General features: G+C 38.7%; 23 protein-coding genes and 1 pseudogene. 23 read left to right on the forward strand and 1 reads right to left on the reverse strand.

Annotation, left to right across the window (positions count from 1 at the left end):
* The first annotated feature begins 44 nt into the window (after window positions 1-44).
* The 18 genes and pseudogenes from HMPREF2867_RS03060 (at window position 45) to HMPREF2867_RS03145 (ending at window position 18,615) form a co-directional block, all read left to right on the forward strand.
* Complete coding sequence (locus tag HMPREF2867_RS03060) at window positions 45-1,949, forward strand: sugar MFS transporter (protein ID WP_070575695.1); 1,905 nt, start codon at window positions 45-47, stop codon at window positions 1,947-1,949.
* A 3-nt stretch (window positions 1,950-1,952) separates the two neighbouring features.
* Window positions 1,953-4,970 (forward strand): beta-galactosidase, LacZ type, encoded by a 3,018-nt coding sequence (locus HMPREF2867_RS03065; RefSeq protein ID WP_070575698.1) that lies wholly within the window; start codon window positions 1,953-1,955, stop codon window positions 4,968-4,970.
* A 491-nt stretch (window positions 4,971-5,461) separates the two neighbouring features.
* Window positions 5,462-6,628, forward strand: coding sequence for a hypothetical protein (locus HMPREF2867_RS03070; protein ID WP_256263057.1), 1,167 nt, complete (start codon window positions 5,462-5,464; stop codon window positions 6,626-6,628).
* A gap of 92 nt (window positions 6,629-6,720) precedes the next feature.
* Complete coding sequence (locus HMPREF2867_RS03075; RefSeq protein ID WP_070575701.1) at window positions 6,721-7,563, forward strand: aldo/keto reductase; 843 nt, start codon at window positions 6,721-6,723, stop codon at window positions 7,561-7,563.
* Window positions 7,564-7,697: 134 nt separating this feature from the next.
* Entirely contained in the window at window positions 7,698-7,913 is a 216-nt protein-coding gene (gene relB / locus HMPREF2867_RS03080; RefSeq protein WP_013990356.1) for a type II toxin-antitoxin system RelB family antitoxin, read from the forward strand.
* Window positions 7,903-8,157 carry a type II toxin-antitoxin system RelE family toxin gene (locus HMPREF2867_RS03085; RefSeq protein ID WP_070575704.1) on the forward strand — a complete coding sequence of 85 codons (255 nt, stop codon included), beginning with the start codon at window positions 7,903-7,905 and terminating at the stop codon, window positions 8,155-8,157. The genes relB and HMPREF2867_RS03085 overlap by 11 nt, the downstream gene beginning before the upstream one ends.
* 143 nt (window positions 8,158-8,300) lie before the next feature.
* Window positions 8,301-8,987: a YoaK family protein gene (locus HMPREF2867_RS03090; RefSeq protein ID WP_004182263.1), complete on the forward strand. Its 687-nt coding sequence runs from the start codon at window positions 8,301-8,303 to the stop codon at window positions 8,985-8,987.
* A 90-nt stretch (window positions 8,988-9,077) separates the two neighbouring features.
* Window positions 9,078-9,710: a nitroreductase family protein gene (locus HMPREF2867_RS03095; protein WP_070575707.1), complete on the forward strand. Its 633-nt coding sequence runs from the start codon at window positions 9,078-9,080 to the stop codon at window positions 9,708-9,710.
* A gap of 187 nt (window positions 9,711-9,897) precedes the next feature.
* Window positions 9,898-11,190, forward strand: coding sequence for a PTS sugar transporter subunit IIC (locus HMPREF2867_RS03100; RefSeq protein WP_070575710.1), 1,293 nt, complete (start codon window positions 9,898-9,900; stop codon window positions 11,188-11,190).
* Window positions 11,177-12,040, forward strand: coding sequence for an alpha/beta hydrolase (locus HMPREF2867_RS03105; RefSeq protein WP_070575713.1), 864 nt, complete (start codon window positions 11,177-11,179; stop codon window positions 12,038-12,040). Before HMPREF2867_RS03100 ends, HMPREF2867_RS03105 begins: the two co-directional genes overlap by 14 nt.
* Window positions 12,041-12,220: 180 nt before the next feature.
* On the forward strand, window positions 12,221-12,670 hold the full coding sequence (locus HMPREF2867_RS03110; protein WP_049553619.1) for an Rrf2 family transcriptional regulator: 450 nt from the start codon (window positions 12,221-12,223) through the stop codon (window positions 12,668-12,670).
* 134 nt (window positions 12,671-12,804) lie between these two features.
* Window positions 12,805-13,658: pseudogene (locus HMPREF2867_RS03115) on the forward strand (VOC family protein).
* A 138-nt stretch (window positions 13,659-13,796) separates the two neighbouring features.
* Window positions 13,797-14,399, forward strand: a complete 603-nt coding sequence (locus HMPREF2867_RS03120) for a nitroreductase family protein (RefSeq protein WP_070575716.1) — start codon at window positions 13,797-13,799, stop codon at window positions 14,397-14,399.
* 206 nt (window positions 14,400-14,605) lie between these two features.
* A complete protein-coding gene (locus HMPREF2867_RS03125; protein ID WP_070575719.1) occupies window positions 14,606-15,529 on the forward strand; it encodes an aldo/keto reductase in 924 nt (307 codons plus the stop codon).
* A 149-nt stretch (window positions 15,530-15,678) separates the two neighbouring features.
* On the forward strand, window positions 15,679-16,254 hold the full coding sequence (locus HMPREF2867_RS03130; RefSeq protein ID WP_070575723.1) for a TetR/AcrR family transcriptional regulator: 576 nt from the start codon (window positions 15,679-15,681) through the stop codon (window positions 16,252-16,254).
* On the forward strand, window positions 16,251-16,931 hold the full coding sequence (locus HMPREF2867_RS03135) for an ABC transporter ATP-binding protein (protein ID WP_070575726.1): 681 nt from the start codon (window positions 16,251-16,253) through the stop codon (window positions 16,929-16,931). Before HMPREF2867_RS03130 ends, HMPREF2867_RS03135 begins: the two co-directional genes overlap by 4 nt.
* A 3-nt stretch (window positions 16,932-16,934) precedes the next feature.
* A complete protein-coding gene (locus HMPREF2867_RS03140; protein ID WP_070575729.1) occupies window positions 16,935-18,080 on the forward strand; it encodes an FtsX-like permease family protein in 1,146 nt (381 codons plus the stop codon).
* 274 nt (window positions 18,081-18,354) lie between these two features.
* Entirely contained in the window at window positions 18,355-18,615 is a 261-nt protein-coding gene (locus HMPREF2867_RS03145; protein ID WP_002888017.1) for a SemiSWEET family transporter, read from the forward strand.
* 105 nt (window positions 18,616-18,720) lie between these two features.
* Here the strand turns inward: HMPREF2867_RS03145 and HMPREF2867_RS03150 are convergent, their stop codons facing one another.
* Window positions 18,721-19,203: a glutathione peroxidase gene (locus tag HMPREF2867_RS03150; RefSeq protein WP_070575732.1), complete on the reverse strand. Its 483-nt coding sequence runs from the start codon at window positions 19,201-19,203 to the stop codon at window positions 18,721-18,723.
* A 382-nt stretch (window positions 19,204-19,585) separates the two neighbouring features.
* Between HMPREF2867_RS03150 and HMPREF2867_RS03155 the strand changes: the two genes are divergently transcribed.
* The 5 genes from HMPREF2867_RS03155 to HMPREF2867_RS03175 all read left to right on the forward strand — a co-directional run bounded on the left by HMPREF2867_RS03155 (window position 19,586) and on the right by HMPREF2867_RS03175 (window position 23,697).
* A complete protein-coding gene (locus HMPREF2867_RS03155; protein ID WP_070575734.1) occupies window positions 19,586-20,584 on the forward strand; it encodes a uroporphyrinogen decarboxylase family protein in 999 nt (332 codons plus the stop codon).
* An 18-nt stretch (window positions 20,585-20,602) separates the two neighbouring features.
* Window positions 20,603-21,469: a transporter substrate-binding domain-containing protein gene (locus tag HMPREF2867_RS03160; protein WP_070575737.1), complete on the forward strand. Its 867-nt coding sequence runs from the start codon at window positions 20,603-20,605 to the stop codon at window positions 21,467-21,469.
* A 69-nt stretch (window positions 21,470-21,538) separates the two neighbouring features.
* A complete protein-coding gene (locus HMPREF2867_RS03165; protein ID WP_070575741.1) occupies window positions 21,539-22,231 on the forward strand; it encodes an amino acid ABC transporter permease in 693 nt (230 codons plus the stop codon).
* Between the two features lie 3 nt (window positions 22,232-22,234).
* Window positions 22,235-22,921 (forward strand): amino acid ABC transporter permease, encoded by a 687-nt coding sequence (locus tag HMPREF2867_RS03170; RefSeq protein WP_070575744.1) that lies wholly within the window; start codon window positions 22,235-22,237, stop codon window positions 22,919-22,921.
* An 11-nt stretch (window positions 22,922-22,932) separates the two neighbouring features.
* Window positions 22,933-23,697, forward strand: a complete 765-nt coding sequence (locus tag HMPREF2867_RS03175; protein WP_021143941.1) for an amino acid ABC transporter ATP-binding protein — start codon at window positions 22,933-22,935, stop codon at window positions 23,695-23,697.
* Window positions 23,698-23,764: the final 67 nt, after the last annotated feature.

A 23,764-nucleotide genomic window follows, 5' to 3' on the forward strand; every position in this document is an offset into this window, starting at 1 on the left:
TAATGTAAGCGTATTCAAAAAACAACTAACAGGAGGTTTTCGTAATGGGAAAATCTAAAGGTCAAATGAAGTCTCGTCTATCCTATTCAGCTGGTGCTTTTGGTAACGACGTCTTCTATGCAACGTTGTCAACATACTTTATCATGTTTGTGACAACTCACTTGTTTAACACAGGTGATCCAAAGCAAAATAGTCACTACGTACTATTAATTTCTAACATCATCGCTATTTTGCGTATCTTGGAAGTATTTATCGATCCATTGATCGGTAACATGATTGATAACACTCATACTAAGTATGGTAAATTCAAACCATGGGTAGTTGGTGGTGGTATCATCAGTTCTATCGCCTTGTTGCTTCTCTTCACCGATTTAGGTGGTTTGAATAAAACAAATCCTTTCTTGTACCTTGTACTTTTCGGAATTATCTACCTTGTAATGGATGTCTTCTACTCAATTAAAGATATCGGTTTCTGGTCAATGATTCCTGCCTTGTCTCTTGACAGTCATGAACGTGAAAAAATGGCAACTTTTGCCCGTATTGGTTCTACGATTGGTGCCAATATTGTAGGTGTTGCCATCATGCCAATCGTTTTGTTCTTCTCTATGACGAACAGTAGTGGCTCTGGAGATAAATCTGGATGGTTCTGGTTTGCATTTATCGTTGCTCTCATTGGTGTGATTACATCAATTGCTGTTGGTATTGGTACACGTGAAGTTGAGTCAAAACTTCGTGATAACAAAGAAAAAACTAGCCTTAAACAAGTCTTTAAAGTTCTTGGTAAAAACGACCAATTGATGTGGTTGTCTCTCGGATATTGGTTCTATGGTCTTGGTATTAATACACTTAATGCTCTTCAACTTTTTTACTTCACATTTATCCTTGGTGATCCAGGGAAATACTCAATCCTTTACGGATTGAATACAGTTGTTGGTTTGGTTTCAGTTTCACTCTTCCCTAGCCTAGCTGGTAAATTCAACCGTAAACGTTTGTTCTATGGATGTATTGCAGTAATGCTCGGTGGTATCGGAATCTTTAGTATTGCAGGAACATCACTTCCAATGATCTTGACTGCTGCTGAACTCTTCTTTATTCCACAACCTCTTGTGTTCCTTGTTATCCTCATGATTATCTCTGACTCAGTAGAATATGGTCAATGGAAATTGGGACACCGTGATGAATCACTTACTTTGTCAGTTCGTCCACTTGTTGATAAACTTGGTGGTGCGATGTCAAACTGGCTTGTTTCTACAATTGCCGTAGCTGCTGGTATGACAACAGGTGCCTCAGCATCAACAATTACAACACATCAACAGTCTATCTTTAAGCTTAGCATGTTTGGTTTCCCAGCAGCAGCAATGCTTATCGGAGCCTTCATTATTGCTCGTAAAATCACTTTGACTGAAGCACGTCACGCTGAAATTGTTGAAGAATTGGAACATCGCTTTAGCGTAGCAACTTCTGAAAATGAAGTTAAAGCTAACGTCGTATCTCTTGTAAACCCTACAACTGGCCATTTGGTTGACCTCTCAAGTGTTAATGATGAACACTTTGCTTCAGGTAGCATGGGTAAAGGTTTCGCCATTAAACCTACTGATGGAGCTGTCTTTGCACCAATTAGTGGTACCATTCGTCAAGTTCTTCCTACTCGCCATGCAGTTGGTATTGAAAGTGAAGATGGTGTCATTGTTCTTATCCACGTTGGTATCGGAACAGTTAAACTTAAAGGTGAAGGGTTCATTAGTTACGTAGAACAAGGTGATCGTGTTGAAGTTGGACAAAAACTTCTTGAGTTCTGGTCACCAATTATTGAGAAAAACGGTCTTGATGACACAGTACTTGTCACTGTAACCAATTCAGAAAAATTCAGTGCTTTCCATCTTGAACAAGAAGTTGGAGAAAAGGTAGAAGCTTTGTCTGAAGTTATTACCTTCAAAAAAGGAGAATAATCTATGAACACGACTGAAAAAATTCAAACTTACTTAAACGATCCAAAGATTGTTAGCGTTAATACTGTTGACGCTCACTCAGATCATAAGTATTTTGAATCTCTTGCAGAATTTTCTGAAGGGGAGATGAAGTTAAGACAATCTCTTAATGGAAAATGGAAAATTCACTATGCTCAGAATACAAATCAAGTTTTAAAAGACTTTTATAAAACAGAATTTGATGAAACTGATTTGAATTTCATCAATGTACCAGGTCATTTAGAGCTTCAAGGTTTTGGTTCTCCACAATATGTGAATACCCAATATCCTTGGGATGGTAAAGAATTCCTTCGTCCACCTCAAGTTCCTCAAGAATCAAATGCTGTTGCATCATACGTTAAACATTTTACCTTGAATGATGCATTAAAAGATAAAAAAGTATTTATCTCATTCCAAGGGGTTGCCACTTCCATCTTTGTATGGGTCAATGGTAACTTCGTAGGATACAGTGAAGACTCATTTACACCTAGTGAATTTGAAATTAGTGATTACCTTGTTGAAGGTGATAACAAGTTGGCGGTAGCTGTTTATCGTTACTCTACAGCAAGCTGGTTGGAAGACCAAGACTTCTGGAGACTTTACGGTATTTTCAGAGATGTTTACTTGTACGCTATTCCAAAAGTTCACGTTCAAGATCTCTTTGTTAAGGGAGATTATGATTACCAAACAAAAGCAGGTCAATTGGATATTGATTTGAAGACTGTTGGAGATTACGAAGATAAGAAAATTAAATATGTTCTTTCAGATCATGAAGGCATCGTTACAGAAGGTGATGCATCTGTTAATGGTGACGGTGAACTATCTGTAAGTCTTGAAAATCTGAAAATCAAACCTTGGAGTGCTGAAAGTCCTAAACTTTACAATTTGACCCTTCATGTTTTGGATGATGACCAAGTTGTTGAAGTCGTTCCAGTTAAAGTTGGATTTAGACACTTTGAAATTAAAGATACACTCATGCTTTTGAATGGTAAGAGAATTGTCTTTAAAGGGGTTAACAGACACGAATTTAACGCTAGAACAGGACGTTGTATCACTGAAGAAGATATGCTTTGGGATATCAAAGTGATGAAACAACATAACATCAATGCTGTTCGTACTTCTCACTATCCTAACCAAACACGTTGGTATGAATTGTGTGATGAATATGGACTTTATGTTATCGATGAAGCCAACCTTGAAACACACGGTACATGGCAAAAACTTGGTCTAAGCGAACCTTCATGGAATATCCCAGCTAGTGAACCAGAATGGTTGCCTGCTTGTTTGGATCGTGCCAATAACATGTTCCAACGTGATAAGAACCATGCTAGTGTTATCATTTGGTCTTGTGGTAATGAATCATATGCTGGTAAAGATATTGCTGACATGGCTGATTACTTCCGTAGTGTTGACAATACTCGTCCAGTTCACTATGAAGGTGTTACATGGTGTCGTGAATTTGATTACATTACAGACATCGAAAGTCGTATGTATGCGAAACCAGCTGATATTGAAGAATACCTCACTAACAATCCTCAAAAACCTTATATTTCATGTGAATACATGCACACAATGGGTAACTCTGGTGGTGGATTGAAACTCTACACTGATTTAGAGAAATATCCAGAATACCAAGGTGGATTTATTTGGGACTTCATTGACCAAGCTATTTACAAACCACTTCCAAATGGTAGCGAATTCCTATCATATGGTGGTGACTGGCATGATAGACCTTCTGACTACGAATTTTGTGGAAATGGTATTGTCTTCGCAGATCGTACCCTAACTCCAAAACTTCAAACAGTTAAACATCTTTACTCTAATATTAAGATTGCTGTTGATGAAAAATCAGTAACTATCAAGAATGATAATGTCTTTGAAGATCTTTCTGCTTATACTTTCCTAGCTAGAGTTTACGAAGATGGTAGAAAAGTTAGCGAAAGTGAATATCACTTTGATGTTAAACCAGGTGAAGAAGCAACATTCCCAGTAGAATTCGCTGTTGGATCTTCAAATGCTGAACGAATTTATGAAGTTGCTTGTGTTCAGAATGAAGCAACTGAATGGGCTCCAAAAGGACATGAAATTGTTCGTGGTCAATATGTTGCTGAAAAGATTAGCACTGAAACACCAGTTAAGGCTCCTTTGAATGTTGTTGAAGGCGACTTCAACATCGGAATCCACGGACAAAACTTCTCTATCTTGCTTTCACGTGCACAAAATACGCTAGTATCTGCTAAGTATAACGGTGTTGAATTCATTGAGAAAGGTCCTAAACTTAACTTTACTCGTGCTTACACTGACAACGATCGTGGTGCTGGATATCCATTCGAAATGGCAGGCTGGAAAGTTGCTGGAAACTATAGTAAGGTTACAGATACTCAAATTCAAATTGAAGATGACTCTGTTAAAGTGACTTATGTTCATGAATTGCCTGGCTTTTCTGATGTCGAAGTTAAGGTAACTTATCAAGTTGATTACAAGGGTCGAATCTTTGTTACTGCAAACTATGATGGTAAAGCAGGTTTGCCAAACTTCCCTGAATTTGGTCTAGAATTTGCTATCGGTTCACAATTTACAAACCTAAGCTATTATGGATACGGTGCAGAAGAAAGCTACCTTGATAAACTTCCTGGTGCCTATCTTGGTCGATATGAAACATCTGTTGAAAAGACATTTGCTCCATATCTAATGCCACAAGAATCTGGTAATCACTATGGTACTCGTGAATTTACAGTATCTGATGATAACCATAATGGTCTTAAATTCACCGCACTTAATAAGGCATTCGAATTCAGTGCTTTGCGTAACAGTACTGAACAAATTGAAAATGCTCGTCATCAATATGAATTGCAACAATCTGATGCTACATGGATTAAAGTTCTTGCTGCTCAAATGGGTGTCGGTGGTGACGACTCATGGGGTGCTCCAGTTCATGACGAATTCTTGGTTAGCTCAGCAGATAGCTATCAATTGAGCTTCGTGATTGAACCACTCAACTAAAGTATTATTGGACTTTGCCTCCAACGATATATTTGATAAAGGAAACTCGAAAGGGTTTCCTTTTGTCATGGTTTGAAGTAAGAAAAAAGGAAACAGATCTCTGTTTCCTTTTAAAATATAACTCAGTTTTCAATTCCCTTAAAAATAGGAGTGGTCAAGTAAAATTATGAAAAAGTGAGTTAAAGTTATTGATATAGAAAAGGGACTAAACCACTCCCGAGACGTTAATGATTTTTTGTAGCTTTAAATGAAACTTGAAGATTATGCCTTGACGTTAATCATCCAATGGCACTCTATCTAATATAAGTATACAACTTTGAGTTTAGATGTCCCAAAATAAGACTCTATGGATTCTTATCTGTATTGTGATTGGCGACTATTCTTGTCAATAAAAATTTAGGAGGTTGTTGATTTCACTGAGACTATAGTAATGTTCTATGAAAACGTGTACAATAGCAATTAGAGAATAAAACATAGATTGGAGTAGATTGATGACACCATCTTTTGAAGACTTCACAGAAAAAGCAGAAGCATTCTTAGAAGAACATATTACAGAGTATCTCAGTGTGGACATGGCTCTTGAAGATTTTGCAAGACAATACAACCAAGGGCTTTTTGATGAGATTACTTCCCCTGATTCAAAGCAGGAGAGAGCCTGGAAACTTATTGAAGAGGCTTATCATTATTATGAGGACGATCCTTCAAGAAGTCAGGAATTTTTGACAGAGGCTTTAAAACTAGATCCTGAAAATCTTGATGCTAAACAAATGCTCTTAACTTTTCAAAGTCCACTTGAACATCTAAAAGGCTTAATTGCTTTAGAAAAAGAGCAAAGGTCCAAGTGGGAGCAAGGTCCAAAAATGGGCTGGGCTAATCTTGACGAGCGTCCTTATTTGTCTTTGAAGTATAATCTTGCTAAATTTTATTTAAGCAACAGTATGAAGCGGTTTGCTATTAAGGAATTTGAAGAGATTCTAGAGATAGATGTTCAAGATCACATGGGAGTCTGTTACGAATTGATGGCTACCTATTGCAATCTGGAGGACTATGATAAGGCTAAAAACTTTTTCGAATGTGAGCAAATGGAATATCACGAAGAAGATTTGATGATAGTACCAATGATGACGGTCTCTCTAATGACGGGACATATTGAGGATGCGGATTTCTATTTTGATCTTCTCTATGCAAAAAATCCAGAGTTCGAAAATTATTTAAAAATGATTGAACAAGGTGATGACGAGCGTCTAGTTGCCGAAACGCTTAAAGTCAACCCTATCTTATTTGAAGCCAATAGTATGAAAAGTCTTTTGATGGTTTTTAATCAAGTCGTTGATCTGTCCCAGTCAGAATATTATTTTACTTGGTTAATCGAAAAATATCGTGTAAAACGTCCACAAAGACATGTTGCGAAAAAGAAAAATCCAGAATTGCACAAACTAATTAGAGAATTGGAAAAAAGTATAGAACAAAGCAAAGCCCTCCAAGGTCTTTCAATAAGTGTGGAGCGTATACTTCGTCAACATGGCTTAATAGATTTTAAAGATTTTAAAAAGAAAACGGAAGAGGAAGTAGCAGCGATTAGAGGAGTTGGAAAGGTGAGCATGAAAATCCTTAAAGAAAATGGTGTTGTCTATAAAAAGAAGCGGAAAAAGAAGTAAGGAACTATTCATCAAACAAGCCGTAGCAAATCTTTGCATTTTTATCTTATATCTTTTAAGATAATTCTGTTACAAATTGAAAGGAGAACAGGATGGAAACATATACACTTTCAAATGGCGTTACGATTCCTAAAATTGGTTTTGGGACTTGGCAGATTCCAGAAGGGGAAGAAGCTTATAACAGCGTTAGTTTCGCACTTAAGGCGGGTTACACACATATTGATACGGCGCAAATCTACGGTAACGAGGTTTCTGTAGGTAAGGCGATTACAGATAGTGATGTGGCGCGTGAGGATATTTTCCTAACGACTAAACTCTGGAATGACAAGCACGATTACGATTTGGCTAAGGCTTCTATCGACGAGTCTCTTGAAAGACTAGGTGTGGATTATTTGGATCTTTTGCTCATCCACTGGCCTAATCCAAAGGCTCTTCGTGAGAATGATGCTTGGAAGGTTGGCAATGCAGGTGCTTGGAAGGCAATGGAAGAAGCCTACAAAGATGGTAAGGTGCGTGCTATCGGTGTGTCTAACTTTATGCAGCATCATCTTGATGCTCTCCTTGAAACGGCTGAAATTGTGCCACATGTCAATCAAATTCTTTTGGCTCCAGGTTGTGCCCAAGAAGATTTGGTTGCCTATTGCCAAGAGCGTGATATTCTTCTTGAAGCCTACAGTCCACTAGGTACTGGTAGCATTTTTGGAAATGAAGACGTAGAAGCAGTGGCTGAACGTAACGGAAAATCTGTTGCTCAAGTTGCCTTACGTTGGAGCCTTCAAAAAGGTTTCTTGCCACTACCTAAGTCAGTGACAGCAAAAAATATCGAAGCCAACTTGGATATCTTTGACTTTGATTTGTCAGAGGAAGATATGGCAGTATTGGATAAGATTCAAGGCATTAAAACTCAGGATGATCCTGATACAGTTAATTTTTAATAGGACTGCAAGCAACTCGTGAGGGTTGTTTTTTTCTATTGTTTTACGAATAAAAGTATGAACCTATTATCAAAATTGACAAAAAGGAGGAGTGGTAATACAATGGTGTTACAAAAGAGAACGAGGTTAAGGATATGACAACAATTACATTGAAGGTTTCAGAAGCAGATAAGAAGTTCATGCAGGCAATTGCGAAATTCGAAGGCGTATCCTTGTCAGAATTAATTCGTACCAAGACTTTAGACGCTATTGAGGATGAATACGACGCTAGAGTAGCCGATTTGGCTTTGGCAGAATATGAAGACTATCTTGAAAATGGTGGGGAGGTGCTAAATTGGGATGATCTATAAGATAGTACCCACCCCTAAATTTGCCAAAAGTTTTAAAAAGTTGGATCCTTTTGTTAGGAAACAAATTAAGGCTTATCTCAATCGCGTGACAGAGAATCCAAGGGCCAAGGGTAAGGCCTTAGTTGCCAATCGCACTGGACAATGGCGTTATCGTATTGGTGCCTATCGTGTTATTGTCAATATTCAGGACAATGAACTAATCATACTTGCCCTCGAAGTCGGTCATAGACGTGATATCTATTAGTATCAAGACATAGAATATCCTAGGTTCCGTTAATTTTTAATAGGATAGAAGCAACTCGTTAGGGTTGTTTTTTATACTGTGTGTGCCCGAATTTGCTATAATAAGGCTATCATATCAATTACTATTAGAAGGGAAGTTATGCTATGGAATCGCGGAACCTTCTTCCTCAAAATACACGTCTGATGGCTAATTTGTTGAGTTTCTCGGGAGGAGCTTTGGATGTCTTTTGTCATATGTATTACCATAGTTTGGTTGCTACTCAGACAGGGAATATCCTTCTCTTGGTCGCTGACTGGCAGAACAGTAGTATGTACTATAACTTGTTGCGTTGCTTTTCAATCTTATTCTTTTCTTTAGGCTTTCTTTTTGGCATGTGGTTTAAAGACCAGCGTAAGAATGCCTATTGGCGAGTTTATGGTCTTCTTCCACTTTGTGTGATGACAGCTATCCTGCCTTTTCTACCTTCAAATGCCTTGATTGAGCTCCCGATTATCGCTTTTTCTGCAGGTATCATGATGAAGACTTTTACTGGCAGTCAGATTGAGAATCATCCCTTCGTGATATTTATGACCTCAGGAAATTATCGAAGGATGTTAACGGCCCTCTATTATGCTATTCAGGGAAGTGGTGATCAGAGAGAATATCGTCGTCAGGCTGTCAATTATAGCTTTATCGTAGGGAGCTTTGTCGTTGGCGCTATCGTCTCAGCCGTTCTGATGCATTTTGTGCACCTTAAGTCAATTTGGGTAATCACACTCAGTCTTATTACCATCATGGTTTACTATTCATCTGAAGTGAAACGGCTAGGGCTCAAGGAAACTAATCTTTAGTCGTCTGTAGCAAATATTTTTGATAACAATTGTCTTGTGTTATAATTTTGATTATATTATTTTCATTTAATCAAAAAAAGGAGACATAAGATGCCTGTAGTAAGCAATGATTTTTCAGATATCGTTTATAACCGTCGTTCCATTCGTAACTTTGATACATCTGTTAAGATTCCGCGAGAAGAACTGTTGGAAATCCTAGATAAGACTGTCACAGCACCATCATCAGTCAACATGCAACCTTGGCGTTTTGTCGTCGTTGATAGCGAAGAGGGCAAGGAAAAATTGACACCTTTCGTCAGCTACAATGGTGTGCAAAATGAAACATCATCAGCCATGGTCCTTATTTTTGCCGATTTGAAGAGCCAAGAAAGAGCTGAAGATATCTACGGTAAGGCTGTTGCTCAAGGAAAAATGCCTGAAGAAGTCAAAGAAAAACAACTGTCAAGCATTGTGCCAATGTATGAAAATGCTCCTCGCGAAATGATGAATGAAATTGTCCACATCGATGCTAGCCTTGCTGCCATGCAGTTGATGTTGGTTGCTCGTTCTTATGGTTATGATACCAACGCTATCGGTGGTTATAAAAAAGATGGGCTTGCCAAAGCCTTTGGACTTGATGAAGACCGTCATGTACCAGTTTTGCTCATTGCTCTTGGGAAAGCCAATGAAGAAGGCTTTGAGTCTGTTCGTCTGGATGCCTCTGATGTAACAACTTTTGCTTAACAAATAATTGACCGTAAGTCTCGGAAGTGGAGGCTTACGGTTTTTTGTATTAAGAGATAGCTAAGTGTTTTTAGTAAGATTGGGTAGTTGCTTTAACCCACGATTAAGGTAAGGCCTCTCTCTTTGTGTTATAATGAAGAAAAACGTTGAATGTAAAGTTTATTTTGCCTTTTACTAGGAGTCTTTTATGACAAACTATTTGGTCCAGAGGTTTCTCTGGTTTCGTGAGCGAGGCTTCGTCCAAATTACGCAGAAAACCTTGGTTTCGCTCTTTCCCTTTTTCCTATTTTCAGGAATTATTCGGGTGATTTCACTATCTGTCTTTTCGGAGCTTGGTTATATTAACCAATTGTTTTCAGTTTCTGACTGGTTACCGGCCTTTAAGATAACTGGGCAGGTGCTCATTAATCTTTCCAACTTTCTTGGTGGCTTAGCCGGGCCCTTATCAACCTACTTTGCAGGAAAATACACAGCTGGTCACTATGGTAGAAGTACTGGTACAGCTGGTGTGACATCCCTTTTGGTTAGCTTAATTATAGGATCGCAGGAGCTGTTGCTGTCACCGCTAAACGATGGTGTTTTGACTCGCATCAATTTACCGGCTTCAATCAACATTATGTTGGCTATCTTTGTGGGCTATCTGGTTGGCCAGATTTTTCGCTTTTCAAGAGCTAGTGATGATCAGATTGTGGACAAGGACTATATTTATCAACCAAAGACCGTCCGTCCCATTTTTTTGTCACTCATTTTAGCTATTGGACTTAACATTCTCTTTGTGATTGGAGAGCAAGATAATGTTTTTCTGACGATTAGGCAGGTTACCTCTACCTTTACTGTAACTGATAATCACCTGTTCTCAACCTTTATGATGGGACTTTTGAACACTTTTTCTGCTTGGATTGGAAATAGTCAGGCTTTTGCCCTAAATTCAATTGCCGATGATAGTTTTGCCTTGGAAAATTTGACCTATGCTGTTTCCCATCATACGACGACTGGGCTTCCCCACCTTTACACACTAACAAATCTTTATCATAGTTATGGCTTGGTTGCTGGCATTGGCTCAGGGCTAGCCCTCTTGGTGGCTCTGCTTTTAGCATCAACCAGTTATAAGGATAAGAAGGTGAGTCTTCTAAGTGTCTTTCCTAGTCTCTTTAACAATGGGGCTCCATTTATGGTGGGGATACCAGTCTTGCTTAATTTAGTTTATCTGGTTCCTTTCCTATTGGCACCGATGATCAATATGGGCATTGCTGCGGTGGCCTTGGCTATCCATCTTATGCCAGCTGCGGTTTATCCAGTTCCAGATGGTACACCAAGTCTTCTTTACGCCTTTATTGGAACTGGTGGTAGTCTGCGGGCACTTGCTGTTAGCATGCTCTGTTTTGCGGTTGATGTTGCTATCTTTATTCCCTTTGTTCATCTGTCTAATAAGGTGCAACACGGTTTGAAAGAGGAAGGAGAAAGCAATGAAGTTCAGTAAAAAAACGAAGTTGGTCTTTATCTTTGTCGCTGTCTTTCTCATTGGTTTGGCAGTTCCGTCTTATAGTTGGACCAGGAAAAATGTCAAGGAAATAGAGACTTTCTATAATTCAAAATTGTCTCCCATTATCATGATTCCAGGGAGCTCCGCTACGGAAAATAGATTCGATGGCCTAGTACGTAAGCTCAATCAAGACCGTCGTGGTGTCAAGCATAGCCTCCTCAAGGTTAAGGTTTGGAACAATGGGCGTATCACCTTTGAGGGTAAAATCAAGGCTAAGGATAACGAGCCAGTCATTGTTATTGGATTTGAGAATAACAAAGATGGCTATTACAATATCAAGAAACAAACCAAGATGATGAATCAGGCATTTGAAGCCTTGCAGAATAAATACAATTTCAATAATTTTAAAGGGTTGGGGCATTCAAATGGTGGCTTGATTTATACGGCTTTTATTGAAAATTATCTTAGCGACTACGATGTCAAGATAAATTCTTTGATGACTATAGGAACGCCCTATAATTTCACTGAAACCAATATTAAAAATAAATCGGTCATGCTAGCAGACTTTATAGCTGCTAAGGAGAATATTCCGTCTACCCTACATGTCTATTCGGTAGCGGGAACCATCACCTATGATTCGGACGAATTGGTTCCCGATGCTAGTGTGTCCGCTGGGAAATATATCTATCAGAATCAGGCAAAAAGTTATACTGAAATCACTGTTACAGGTGAAGATGCCCAACACTCGGATTTACCAACCAATGATGAGGTAGTGGAACTAATCAAACAACATATCGAGGGACAAGGTGTTCGTAAGAAGCAAAAGACCAATCTAGAACCTCAATAGGCTATAATACTATGTATTATTAGTCTAGTTAGTTATTATCAAATACAAAAGAATAGAGTCTACGATGGCTCTATTTTTTTAGTGTAAGACTAACTCTTTAAGTTGTTGTAACTCCTTGTTTTACAACGTTGGTTTTGTTATAATTGATTGAAAAGAAAAAGATGAATGAGAGGTTCTGATATGCAAATTCCAAGTCGCTTTACCATTGCTGTCCATATTTTGACCCTTATAGCACAAAATAAGGGAAATGAAACTAAGCTAACCAGTGATTTAATGGCAGGTAGTGTGGGGGTTAATCCAGTTATTATCCGCAAAACCTTGTCGCAACTGAAGAAAGCAGACTTGATTTCAGTTCAAAGGGGAAGTGGAGGAGCCACATTAGCCAAGGCACCAGAGGAGATTAATCTTTTGCAGGTTTATCGTGCGGTGGATAGCATCGGTCCAAGTGGCAAACTCTTTAGTTTTCATGACAATCCTAATCCAGCGTGTCCAGTAGGACGTAATATTCATGGGATTTTGGATCAGAGCCTAGAAGACGTTCAAATGGCAATGGAAAAAGAACTCGAAAAGAAAACTTTGGCTGGTATTTTAAAGGATGCTAAGGCCAACTGGAAAGAAGCTGGAGCTTGATTTTTAGATTTTAAACTATAAGAAATCGAAAGTTTTTCGGTTTCTTTTTTAATTTCAAGTTGTAATAATTGACATTACAATAAAACTAAGTATAATGATGTCATAGGAATAATTACAATACAGGAGAAAATCATATGATATACGACTACAATAGTAAGATTTACCTCGCAGAAGCGGTACTCAATGTGAAGGACTTGGCACGTCAGACAGCCTTTTATACACAGGTTATAGGACTTGAAATCCTATCTCAAACTGCAACAGAAGTTGTTTTGGGTGCTGGAAACAAGCCGCTAGTTCACTTGATTGAAACCAATCGTGAGGAAGCGGCAAGTCCAGTTATGGTCTCTACCATATGGCAATTTTGTTGCCATCTCGCGAGGATTTGGCAGATGTTTTCAAACATATTGCTGAGCTAGATTATCCATTTGTCGGTGCAGCTGACCACGGTTATAGTGAAGCCCTTTATTTGGAAGACCTTGAAGGCAATGGTATTGAGCTCTATAGAGACAAGCCTGTTGCTGAATGGGATATTCGTGAGGATGGTCGCATCGTTGGTGTAACAGAAGAACTATCAGCTCAAGAAATTTACGAGATGGGACGCAAGGTTGAGCCATTTGTGATAGCTAAGGATACTCGTATGGGGCATATTCATTTATCGGTCAAAGATAGTCAGCTAGCAACGGCTTTCTATCAGGATGTTTTGGAGCTGGCAGATAAGTATACCATTCCAAGTGCTAGTTGGATTGCTTCAGGTGATTACCATCACCACTTGGCTGTCAATGAATGGGGTGGCAAAAACTTAGCCAAACGTGAAAAAGGGATGATTGGTCTTGCCTACTACGTCCTTGAAGTAGAAGACAAAGAAGATTTGATTACCATAGCAGAACGTGCTAAGAATCGTGGAGCAGAGGTCAAATGGTTATCTTCTAATGCGTTAATCTTCGAGGATAATGATGGTATTTTGACACGGGTAAGAAAAAAATATTAATAATTAGTGATTTTTTTGAGTCGTAACTATTGACATTACATTTGAAAGGTCTATAATGGTTATTGTAATCAAAGTTATTACAAATAAACTTAACAATTTTAACAATTAACATTCATCACAAAGAAAGAGGGAATAACTATGACCTACTTTACAGACTTACAAAAAAAACGCCGTTCAATTTATGCTTTGGGAAAAGACCTTGAGCTCTCTAACCAAGAATTGATTGAAACCATTCAAGGGGCTGTTCTTAACACACCGACAGCCTTCAACTCACAAACATCACGTGTGGTGATCTTGCTGGATGAAGAATCAGATGCTTTCTGGAATGAAATCGCTTATTCAGAGCTTGAAGAAGTAACGCCAGCAGAAGCTTTTGAGGCAACAAAAGAACGTTTGGCAGGTTTTGCTCAAGCTAAGGGAACAATCCTCTTCTATGAAGATCAAGATGTAGTGAAAGGCCTTCAAGAGCAATTCCCACTTTACGCTGAAAACTTCCCAATTTGGTCAGAGCAAGGTCACGGAATCGCCCTTTATGCGACGTGGTTGGCTTTGGCTGAGAAGAATATCGGCATGAACGTGCAACATTACAACCCACTTGTTGATGCTCAATTAGCTGAAAAATACGACATTCCAGCTAACTGGAAACTCCGTGCTCAATCGCCATTTGGTCAAATCGTTGCACCAGCAGGAGATAAAGACATCCAAACAGAAGGTCGTTTCAAAGTTTTTGGCGACAAATAATCACTTTAATTTAGTCAGTCAGCTTGCCAGTAGGCTACATACTGACTGAACAAAATCATAATGATAAGACAAAAAATTAGCAGGGTTGAGAAATCTTGTTATTTTTCGATTTTAAGACCAGTTCGTAGATAAATTGTAAAAGAAAGCTAAAATTTGCGATTTGAAACCCTTTTCACTACAATAGAGATACAGAAAAGGAGACAGAGATGAAGTATATTGATTTTGCTGAAAATGAGCGTTTATCAACCATTGTCCTTGGGATGATGCGGATTAGTCAGATGAGTGAAGATGAGGTGGAGGCCTTGGTGGAGGCAGCCTTGTCGATTGGGATCAACACCTTTGATCTGGCAGATATCTATGGTGATGGCCAGTGTGAGGTCTTGCTTGGGAAGGTTCTCAAGCGCCGTCCGGATCTTCGGAATCAGATGTGGATCCAGTCTAAGTGTGGGATTCGCAAAGATGGTTTTACTTATTTTGATTTTTCTAAGGACTATATTTTGGATTCCGTCGATGGCATCCTCGAGCGTCTGCAGATCGAGCGTTTAGATAGTCTCCTCCTTCACCGACCGGATGCTCTTATGGAGCCTGAAGAAGTGGCGGCAGCTTTTGATCACTTGGAGCAAGCGGGCAAGGTCCGTCATTTTGGGGTGTCCAATCAAAATCCTATGATGATAGAATTGCTCAAAACGGCTGTCAAACAACCACTCAAGGTCAACCAGTTGCAGTTGAGTGCCGCCTTTACACCAAGCTTTGAGGCTGGTTTTCATGTCAACATGGAAGGGCCAAAAGCAGCCGTGCGAGATGGCAGTGTCTTTGAGTATTGTCGCTTAACCGATACGGTGATTCAAGCTTGGTCTGTCCTCCAGCATGGCTTTTTCAAGGGGATTTTTGTCGGCAAGGAAGAGTTTGCGGCCCTTAATCACGTCCTCAATGACTTGGCGAAGAAATACCAGGTCACTCCGACAGCTATCGCCCTTGCTTGGGTCCTCCGCTATCCGGGTAAGATGCAGGCTGTCATCGGAACGACCAACCCCCAGCATGTCCTTGAAGCAGGGAAAGCAGCAGCAGTGACCCTAACGCGCAAGGAATGGTACCAAATCTACCTTGCTGCAGGTAATGATTTGCCTTAGAATAGTTGTTATTAGACCAGACTTCACTTGTATCAGTGGGCTGGTCTTTTGTTTTATACTTTACGAATTTTTCTTGACAAGTCTTACTTTGTTATGTTATTCTTTATGCAACGTATGTTGCGTAACAACTGTTGCGCGAAAGGAGTCTTATGCCACCAAAGGTTAAATTTAGTAAAGAAGCTATGATTGGGACAGCTTTACAATTGGTGAGAGAAGAGGGCATGGCTAGTTTGACGGCTCGAGCATTAGCGGAGCAACTGGGAGCCACGCCAAGGGTCATTTTTGGGCAATTTGCTAATATGTCTGAGTTACAAGCAGAGGTTGTTGTTGCTGCGGAAATGGTAGTGGTGGAGTATATACGAAAGGCTTTAGAAGATGAGAAGCCCTTCCGTTCTGTTGGGATTGCTTATATCCTGTTCGCCTCAAAAGAGCCCCAACTCTTTCAGTTGCTTTTCCAAAATCCTAGCAAAGATCCGATTCGTCGCTTTCAAGATTTTCTTCCCATGAAGGATCATAGCTACCAATTGGTTCTGGAATCGATTGTCGCAGACTATCCATTGACGTTAGAGGAGGCTAGTCGCTTGTACCAGCATTTATTTATCTACTCACACGGGATGGCCTCTATGGTTGCTTCTGGCATCTATCAGTTCGGCATGGAAGAAGTGATTGGTTTATTGACAGAAGTTTGTCAATCTCTCATCAAAGAAATGGTAGGAAAGAAATGATTCAACTAGAAAATGTTCACAAAAGTTATGGCCAAACAAAGGTTTTAAAAGGGATTGATTTGCAGATTCAAGACCAGGATGATGTGGTTGTCCTAGGTCCTTCTGGATCAGGAAAGTCAACCCTCTTAAACGTGTTATCCGGATTAGAAAAGGTAGACGAGGGGCATATCCTCATTCAAGGGCAGGATTTGTCTCAACTCACAGATGCTCAATTGACAGCCTTTAGACGTGAGAAGATAGCCTTTATTTTTCAGCAGTATTATTTATTACCTAATCTGACGGTCAGACAGAATGTTAAGATGGGAGCTGATCTGGCAAACAATCATGATTTTTTGCAGATTATAGAAGATTTGGGGCTTGGCGATAAGCTGGACAAGTATCCGAGTGAATTGTCTGGTGGGGAACAGCAGAGAGTGTCTATTGCTCGGGCCTTGGCCAAAAAGCCAGAGATTCTTTTCTTAGATGAGCCGACGGGAGCCCTGGATGAAGAAACAGGGCGCAAGATTCTCGACTATATCTGGAAGTTAAAGGAAAAGCTGGGCTTTACCTTAATTATGGTGACGCATAACCAAAATATTGCGGATATGGGCAGAACCATCATTCGTGTCAATAGTGGCAAGATTACCCAAGTTGTGACCAATGATCAGCCTCAGACTGCCTATGAGATTGGATGGTAAGCCATGTTTTCAGTAAAAGATATTCGAAAATTAGTTGTCGTCAGTATCATTGGGGCTTGTGCGGTTTTTGTGGCCAATCTCTTCTTGAATTTTTACCTGGATATCGAGCAGTTGGAGATTTCTAAAACCAATCCGATGATTCAGACCTACTATGATGCCCAGGTTTCACTTTCCTGGATGGTAGCCATGGTCAGTGGGGTCGTTTTGTCCTTGATGTCGATCCTTCTCATGTGTTTTTATATCAAACAATTTGTCGATGACCACAAGGAACAATTAGGGATTTTAAAGGCTTTAGGCTATAGCAATGGCCAGTTGGCGAAACGATTTTGGGCTTTTGGACTCAGTTTTGGAGTTGGGGCTCTTCTTGGCTATTTCGCTTCTTTTCTTATGATGGGACATTTTTATGACTTTCGAAATGAAAAGGGAATTCTGCCAGAAATTACCATTCATTTTCACTGGCAGCTCCTGGTTGCTTTGGTGATGCTGCCAACGACCTTCTTTATGGTCCTTGCGATTGGCTATGCTAGAAGACAATTACAAACGCCGGCCCTTCGCTTATTGAAAAAATCTCCAACACCGATTAAGGTCAAAAGGAGAAAGAGGGCCCCCAAGAAAGAGAAATCCTTCCTAGAAGAGCTGTCTTCGTCGCTGATTTGGGGGAGAAAATCGATTCTGTTTTTTGTGGTCTTTGGCTCCATGTGTTTTGCGGCCATGGTTCAATTGTCTTTTGGCCTAAGGGACTACACAGATGACATCATCCAAACGATGATGATTATGATTGGCCTGATTCTTTCTTTCTCGATTCTCTTTTTGTCATTGGGGATTGTGGTCTCAGAAAGTCGCGAAACCTTGGCCTTGATGAAGGCTTTTGGCTACACCAATCGTGAATGCCAAAGTCATATTCTCGCTCCTTATCGTTTCTGGGCTTATCTAGGATTCATTCTTGGGACGGCTTATCAATATGGCATCATGGAAATTTTGATCGGTGTGATCAAAGACACGGTGCCTGAAAAGATTGAGCACAACTTTGACTGGAATGTGTGCTTTTGGACTTTGCTCGGTTTTGCTGTGGTTTATGAAAGCCTCTTTTATCTATCCAACAGAAAACTCCAAAAACAAACCATCAAAGAAGTACTCTTAGCAGAATGATTTCGTTACAATCAATCATAAAGAGTCAATTATTCTAAGGAGCAAAAGATAGTATTATGAAAACGCTAGATAAGAGACTAAATTCACTATCACAAGATTGTGACCAATCACAATCTTGTGATAGTTTACATGTTTTTAACATTGCCCCAAAATTCTTGAATTCTCTATTGTAAAAGCGTAAGATAGACACTGTTTTAATTCTAGTGCATTAAAACATGCCTTGTAATATTTTTTAAGATGTACAAGGAAAGAATTTATAAAAGAGGAGTCTCGAATGTCAGATAAACAAATGAAAACCCTTGGTTGGGTAGCAACCTTTATGTCAGTAATGATGTACGTATCTTACGTACCACAAATCATGGACAATTTGTCTGGTCATAAAGGAAACTTTATCCAACCTTTGGTAGCGGCTATCAACTGTAGCCTTTGGGTTTACTATGGTCTCTTTAAAAAAGAACGTGACCTTCCCCTTGCTGCTGCAAATGCGCCAGGTATCATCTTTGGATTGATTACAGCATTGACAGCTTTGTTCTAAAATAAAGCGAAATTTCTTTTTATACTATTTTTCTTAACGCAGAAAACGAGAGCAGAACTAGCGACAGTCAGAGATTGTCATTCTAGTTTTACTCTCGTTTTATTTTTAGTTATTAAGAAGAACTTTGATAGCATCTTCCATTTTTAGTGGATCAGTTTTGGAAGAAAAGCGTTCTACGACTTTACCTTCACGGTTAATCAGAAACTTAGCAAAGTTCCATTCAATTCTAGCCCCAAGGGGTCCAGATTTTTCTTTTTTAAGCCAATCAAAAAGTGGCTCTGCTTCCTTACCATTGACCTTGATTTTGGCAAACCGTGGGAAGGTTGTATGGTAATTGAGGGTGCAAAAGCTATTGATTTCCTCAGCACTACCAGGTGCCTGCCCCATAAACTGATTACAAGGAAAATCAAGAATCTCGAATCCTTGGTCTTTGTATTTGTCATAGAGTTCCTGCAAGCCCTGATATTGTGGCGTCAAACCACATCCTGTTGCTGTATTGACGATTAAGACGACCTTGCCCTTATAGTCCTGGAGAGACACGGGTTGGTCAGCTTGATCTGAGACTGTAAAATCGTATAAGGATGTCATAGAAAATCTCCTTTGCTTTGTTTGAGACTATTATAGCAAAGTTAGTCAGAGAAGTGATTCTCCAGGAAGACTAGAGACTAAATGATGTTTGTGATAGTAATTCTCTATCTTGGTGTTAAGAATTACTTATAGCTGATGGTAATAATACTATGTAGGTATATATGCTTAAAAGAAGTAACAATCGGATTTAACGTAATTTAGATTACTATATCATAAATTTTATTTATGGCTAGGGATAACATTTCTTTATTTTTCGGATGTGATAATCTCTGATAAGATAATGTCATTCAGTTTTGAAGCAACCAATGATAATAAGAGATTATAGTATTTTAGGTGAATTCATTGAGTTGTTGATTTTAGGATAAAAGAAAAGGAGTTTCTTATGTCAGAAAAAAGAGAGTTGGTTTTGAAAGCATTTCGTGGAGAAAGTGTTGATCGTGTCCCAGTAGGATTTTGGCATCATTTTACTACTGAAGACGAGTGGTTACATGGTTTTGAAAATCCAGAAATTATTGATAAAAATAAGGCTGGTCATAAAAAATTTATTGAAGAAGTCAAACCCGATTTTGTTAAGTTGATGAGTGATGGTTTCTTTGCATACCCACAACCTGCTTTTAAAGATTTTAAGTCAATCAGTGACCTGCAAACAATTGAACCTTTAGGTGCAAATCATCCTTGGATTTCTGCCCAAATTGAACTTGTAAAAAGTTTGATTGCTGATTTTCCTGAAGATATTGTTGCAATTTACAATATCTTCGCTCCGGTTACTTATTTTAAATGGTTAGTTGGAGAGGTTTCGGGTGGAGATGACGCCATCGCAGATTACATTGAGGAGAACCGTGAAGCTTTGAAGCATGTTTTAGATGTTATTGGAGAAGACATCGCAAGTCTTAGTCAGAGAGTGATTAAAGAAGCTGGTGCTGATGGTATTTACCTAAGTGTTCAAAGTATTCAAGATAATCGTGTTAGCGCTGAGACTTATAAGGAAATCATTGCTCCAAGTGAATTAAAGGTTTTAGATGCAGCCAATGAGGCCAAGGGTCATAACATCCTACATATTTGTGGCTACGAAGGGGCTCGCAATAACGTTGAACTCTTTAAAGATTATCCTGCTCAGGTAATTAATTGGGCGGTTGGTCCTGAAGGAATTAGTTTGTCAAAAGGCCGTAACATTTTTGGAGGTCGCACAGTTCTTGGTGGGTTTGAAAACGGAAAAGACGGTCTTTTATATACTGGAACTAAAAAAGCTATTCAAGAAAAGGTTAGGGAGATTATTGCTGATACTGGAACCCATGGGTTAATCATTGGTGCTGATTGCACGATTCCAAGTGATATTAACCATGAGCGTATTGAATGGGTACGTGAAGCAGCAATTTTGTAAGAAAAAGGAGAGATTAATATGAGTAAAAAGACATGGATTATTGGTGGAGCTGTTGTTGTAGCACTTATTGGGGCTACAGTTATTGGACGTAGCTTAACAGGAGATAAAAAAGCAAAATCAGATTCTGGAAAGGTAACAACATTAAAAGTTGCCCATACTCAAAACTATGTTCCTTATGATTTTGTTGATAAGGATGGTAATTCTGATGGCTATGAGGTAGCTGTATTAAAGGAAATTGATAAAAAGCTTCCACAATATAAGTTTGAATATACAGGAACCAGTGATGATGACCTCTTAATCGGTCTGGAGTCAGGTAAATATGATATTGGTACTAAGGGTGCTTGGTACACAGATGAACGAGCTAAAAAGTTCATCATACCAAAAGACCCAATTGGAGCAAGTATTATTGGATTTACCATTCGTAAGGAAGATAAAGACAAATATAAAAATATCTCTGATTTTGCAAAACAAAATGGTCGCTTGGTGCCAATCTCGCCACAAAATGCTCAGTGGAATGTTATCAAAGACTACAACGATGAACATAAGGATCAACCAATCGAGTTAACATCTGCGGAATCTTTCCAAGTTTCAGATGCCTATGCATGGGTTTTGGAAAATCGTTACGATGCTTACTTTGATATTAAATTATCTTTTGAAAAGGCTGTAACTGATAAAGATGGTGCGTATCATCAATATGCAGATAAATTGACTTGGTTCCCTTATAAAGGAATTCCAACCTATCCACTCTTCCATCGAGATAGTAAGAACGAAGAGTTTTCAAAAGAATATACTAAGGCTATCAAGGAACTAAAAGAAGACGGTACACTTGAAAAGTTATCTAAAAAATACTTTGGTGAGGATGTCTTCTCATACGTAGACAAATAAGTAAATTGTAACGTCGTAAAAGTATGATGTTTTGATAAGCTTCTGAAGTGAGTTTAGTTAGGAGAAAATATGGTCAATTATGACATTTCAAAAGTTTTTGGAGCATTACCTGAAGTCATAAAGGGCTTACCAATGACATTATTGGTTATCATATTAACGACTTTACTTGGGTCGTTATTAGGAGGATTAATTGCTTGGGCAAGCCTTTCCAAGGATAAAGCTTTGGAGAATTTAGCTAAGGGATATGTTTTTATCTTACGCTGTACCCCACCTATTGTGCTATTATTCTTGGTATTTTACGGAGTTCCAGAATTTCTTAATTGGTGGTTGGGATTAGATATTAATAATTGGTCCAAATTGATATTCGTTCTTGTGACCATGGTTCTCCTATTCTCAGCAATGATATCAGAAGTGTTTAAAGCGGCTTATCAAGCAATTCCTAAAGGACAATTAGAAGCTGGGCTTAGTATTGGGCTTACTTCTGAACAAACCTTTGTAAGAATTATTGCCCCTCAAGCATTTAAGGTTGCTTTACCAAATATTACAACAGCTATACTTAATCTTATGCGCGATGCAGCTTTGGCTTATACAATTGGTTTTATTGATGTTATGGGCAAAGGGAATCTTTTGATTAGTCGCTATTTAGGAAACTATTCTTTGGAGACTTATACAGCTGTTGCCCTTGTTTATTGGGGAATAGCGTTAATTCTATCGTTGATTTCTAGGATAACAGAACAGCAATTGAGTGTAAAAGAGAGGTAAAAAATGAATATTACTTTTATTATAGATACCTTTATCAAGGCTTTATATGGTGTTCCGATAACACTGGGAATCATGGTTGTGGCTATTTTATTGAGTTTTCTACCTGCTTTATTTCTAGCTTTGGGTCAGATTTATAAGGTACGAGGTGTTAAGGCTTTTTCAATTGTTTATCTAGCATTTATTCGTGCAACCCCACCAATTCTTTTAATTTTATTTTTTTATAGTTTGTTCCCTAGTTTGTTAAATCAGTTTTTTAAAGGAATTGGGAGTCACATAGATGTCTTCAAAGTTAATCCGCTTTACTATGCTTTTATTATCTATAGCTTGATGACGACAGGAAGTTTATCAGAAATCATTCGATCAGCATTACTAACTGTTGATAAAGGCCAATTAGAAGCTGCACAAGCCATAGGTTTAACAACAAGACAAGCCTATCTAAGAATCGTTTTTCCTCAGGCGCTTAAGGCTGCGCTTCCAAATTTGTGTAACTTAGTTATAAATATTGTGAAAGGAACATCACTTGTTTTTGTTATGACGATAAAGGATATTACAGCAATTGCACGAGTTGAAGCAGCATATGGATATCAATATTTTGAATCTTATTTTGTCATCTTCATTTTATATTTAATCATTTGTGGTATCATTCAAGTTCTCTTTAACTTTGGAGAAAGAAAATTGCAATTTACATAGAGGGAGTCACTATGCTAGAAGCTAAACATATATCAAAAACATTTGGAGATCGTCAGGTTCTTGTTGATGTCAATCTACAAGTGAAACAGGGAGATGTGGTTGTCATCTTGGGACCATCAGGTTCAGGAAAAACAACTTTCTTACGTTGCCTTAATCATTTGGAGAAAGCTGATGGAGGTCAATTAACAATTTCGGGTAAGGACTACTCTTTGGATAAGTTATCAAAGAAAGATATTTTAGATATCCGAAAGAAGACAGCTTTTGTATTTCAACATTACAATTTATTTGCAAACAAGACTGCCATTGAGAATATCTTGGAAGGTTTAGTGATTGCTAGGAAAGTTCCCAAAAGTGAAGCGCAAGAGATTGCTGAAGAAGCACTTAAAAAAGTTGGTCTTCTGGATTTTAAAGATTACTACCCATCACAACTTTCAGGAGGACAACAACAACGTATTGGTTTAGCTAGAGCAATAGCAGTAAAACCAGAAGTTATCTTGTTAGATGAACCAACATCGGCCCTTGATCCAGAACTAGTTGGGGATGTTCTGGATGTCATGAAACAACTTGCTCATGAAGGAACAACAATGGTAGTTGTGACTCATGAGATGGGGTTTGCACGAGATGTAGCTAATCATGTCGTTTTCATGGATGGTGGTCATGTCATCGAAGAGGGGAGTCCAAAAGACATTTTTTACAGACCAAAAGAAAAACGTACCCAACAATTTTTGGCACGTATTCTTTCTGATGCTAGTTATGATTTGGAATATATGATTTAAAAAATCTGCTGTTTTAATTAAGAATGAAAAAAACAAAGACGAGTTTAGTTTGTCTTTGTTTTTTTTT

Source organism: Streptococcus sp. HMSC064H09, assembly GCF_001812625.1.
Classification (GTDB): Bacteria; Bacillota; Bacilli; order Lactobacillales; family Streptococcaceae; genus Streptococcus.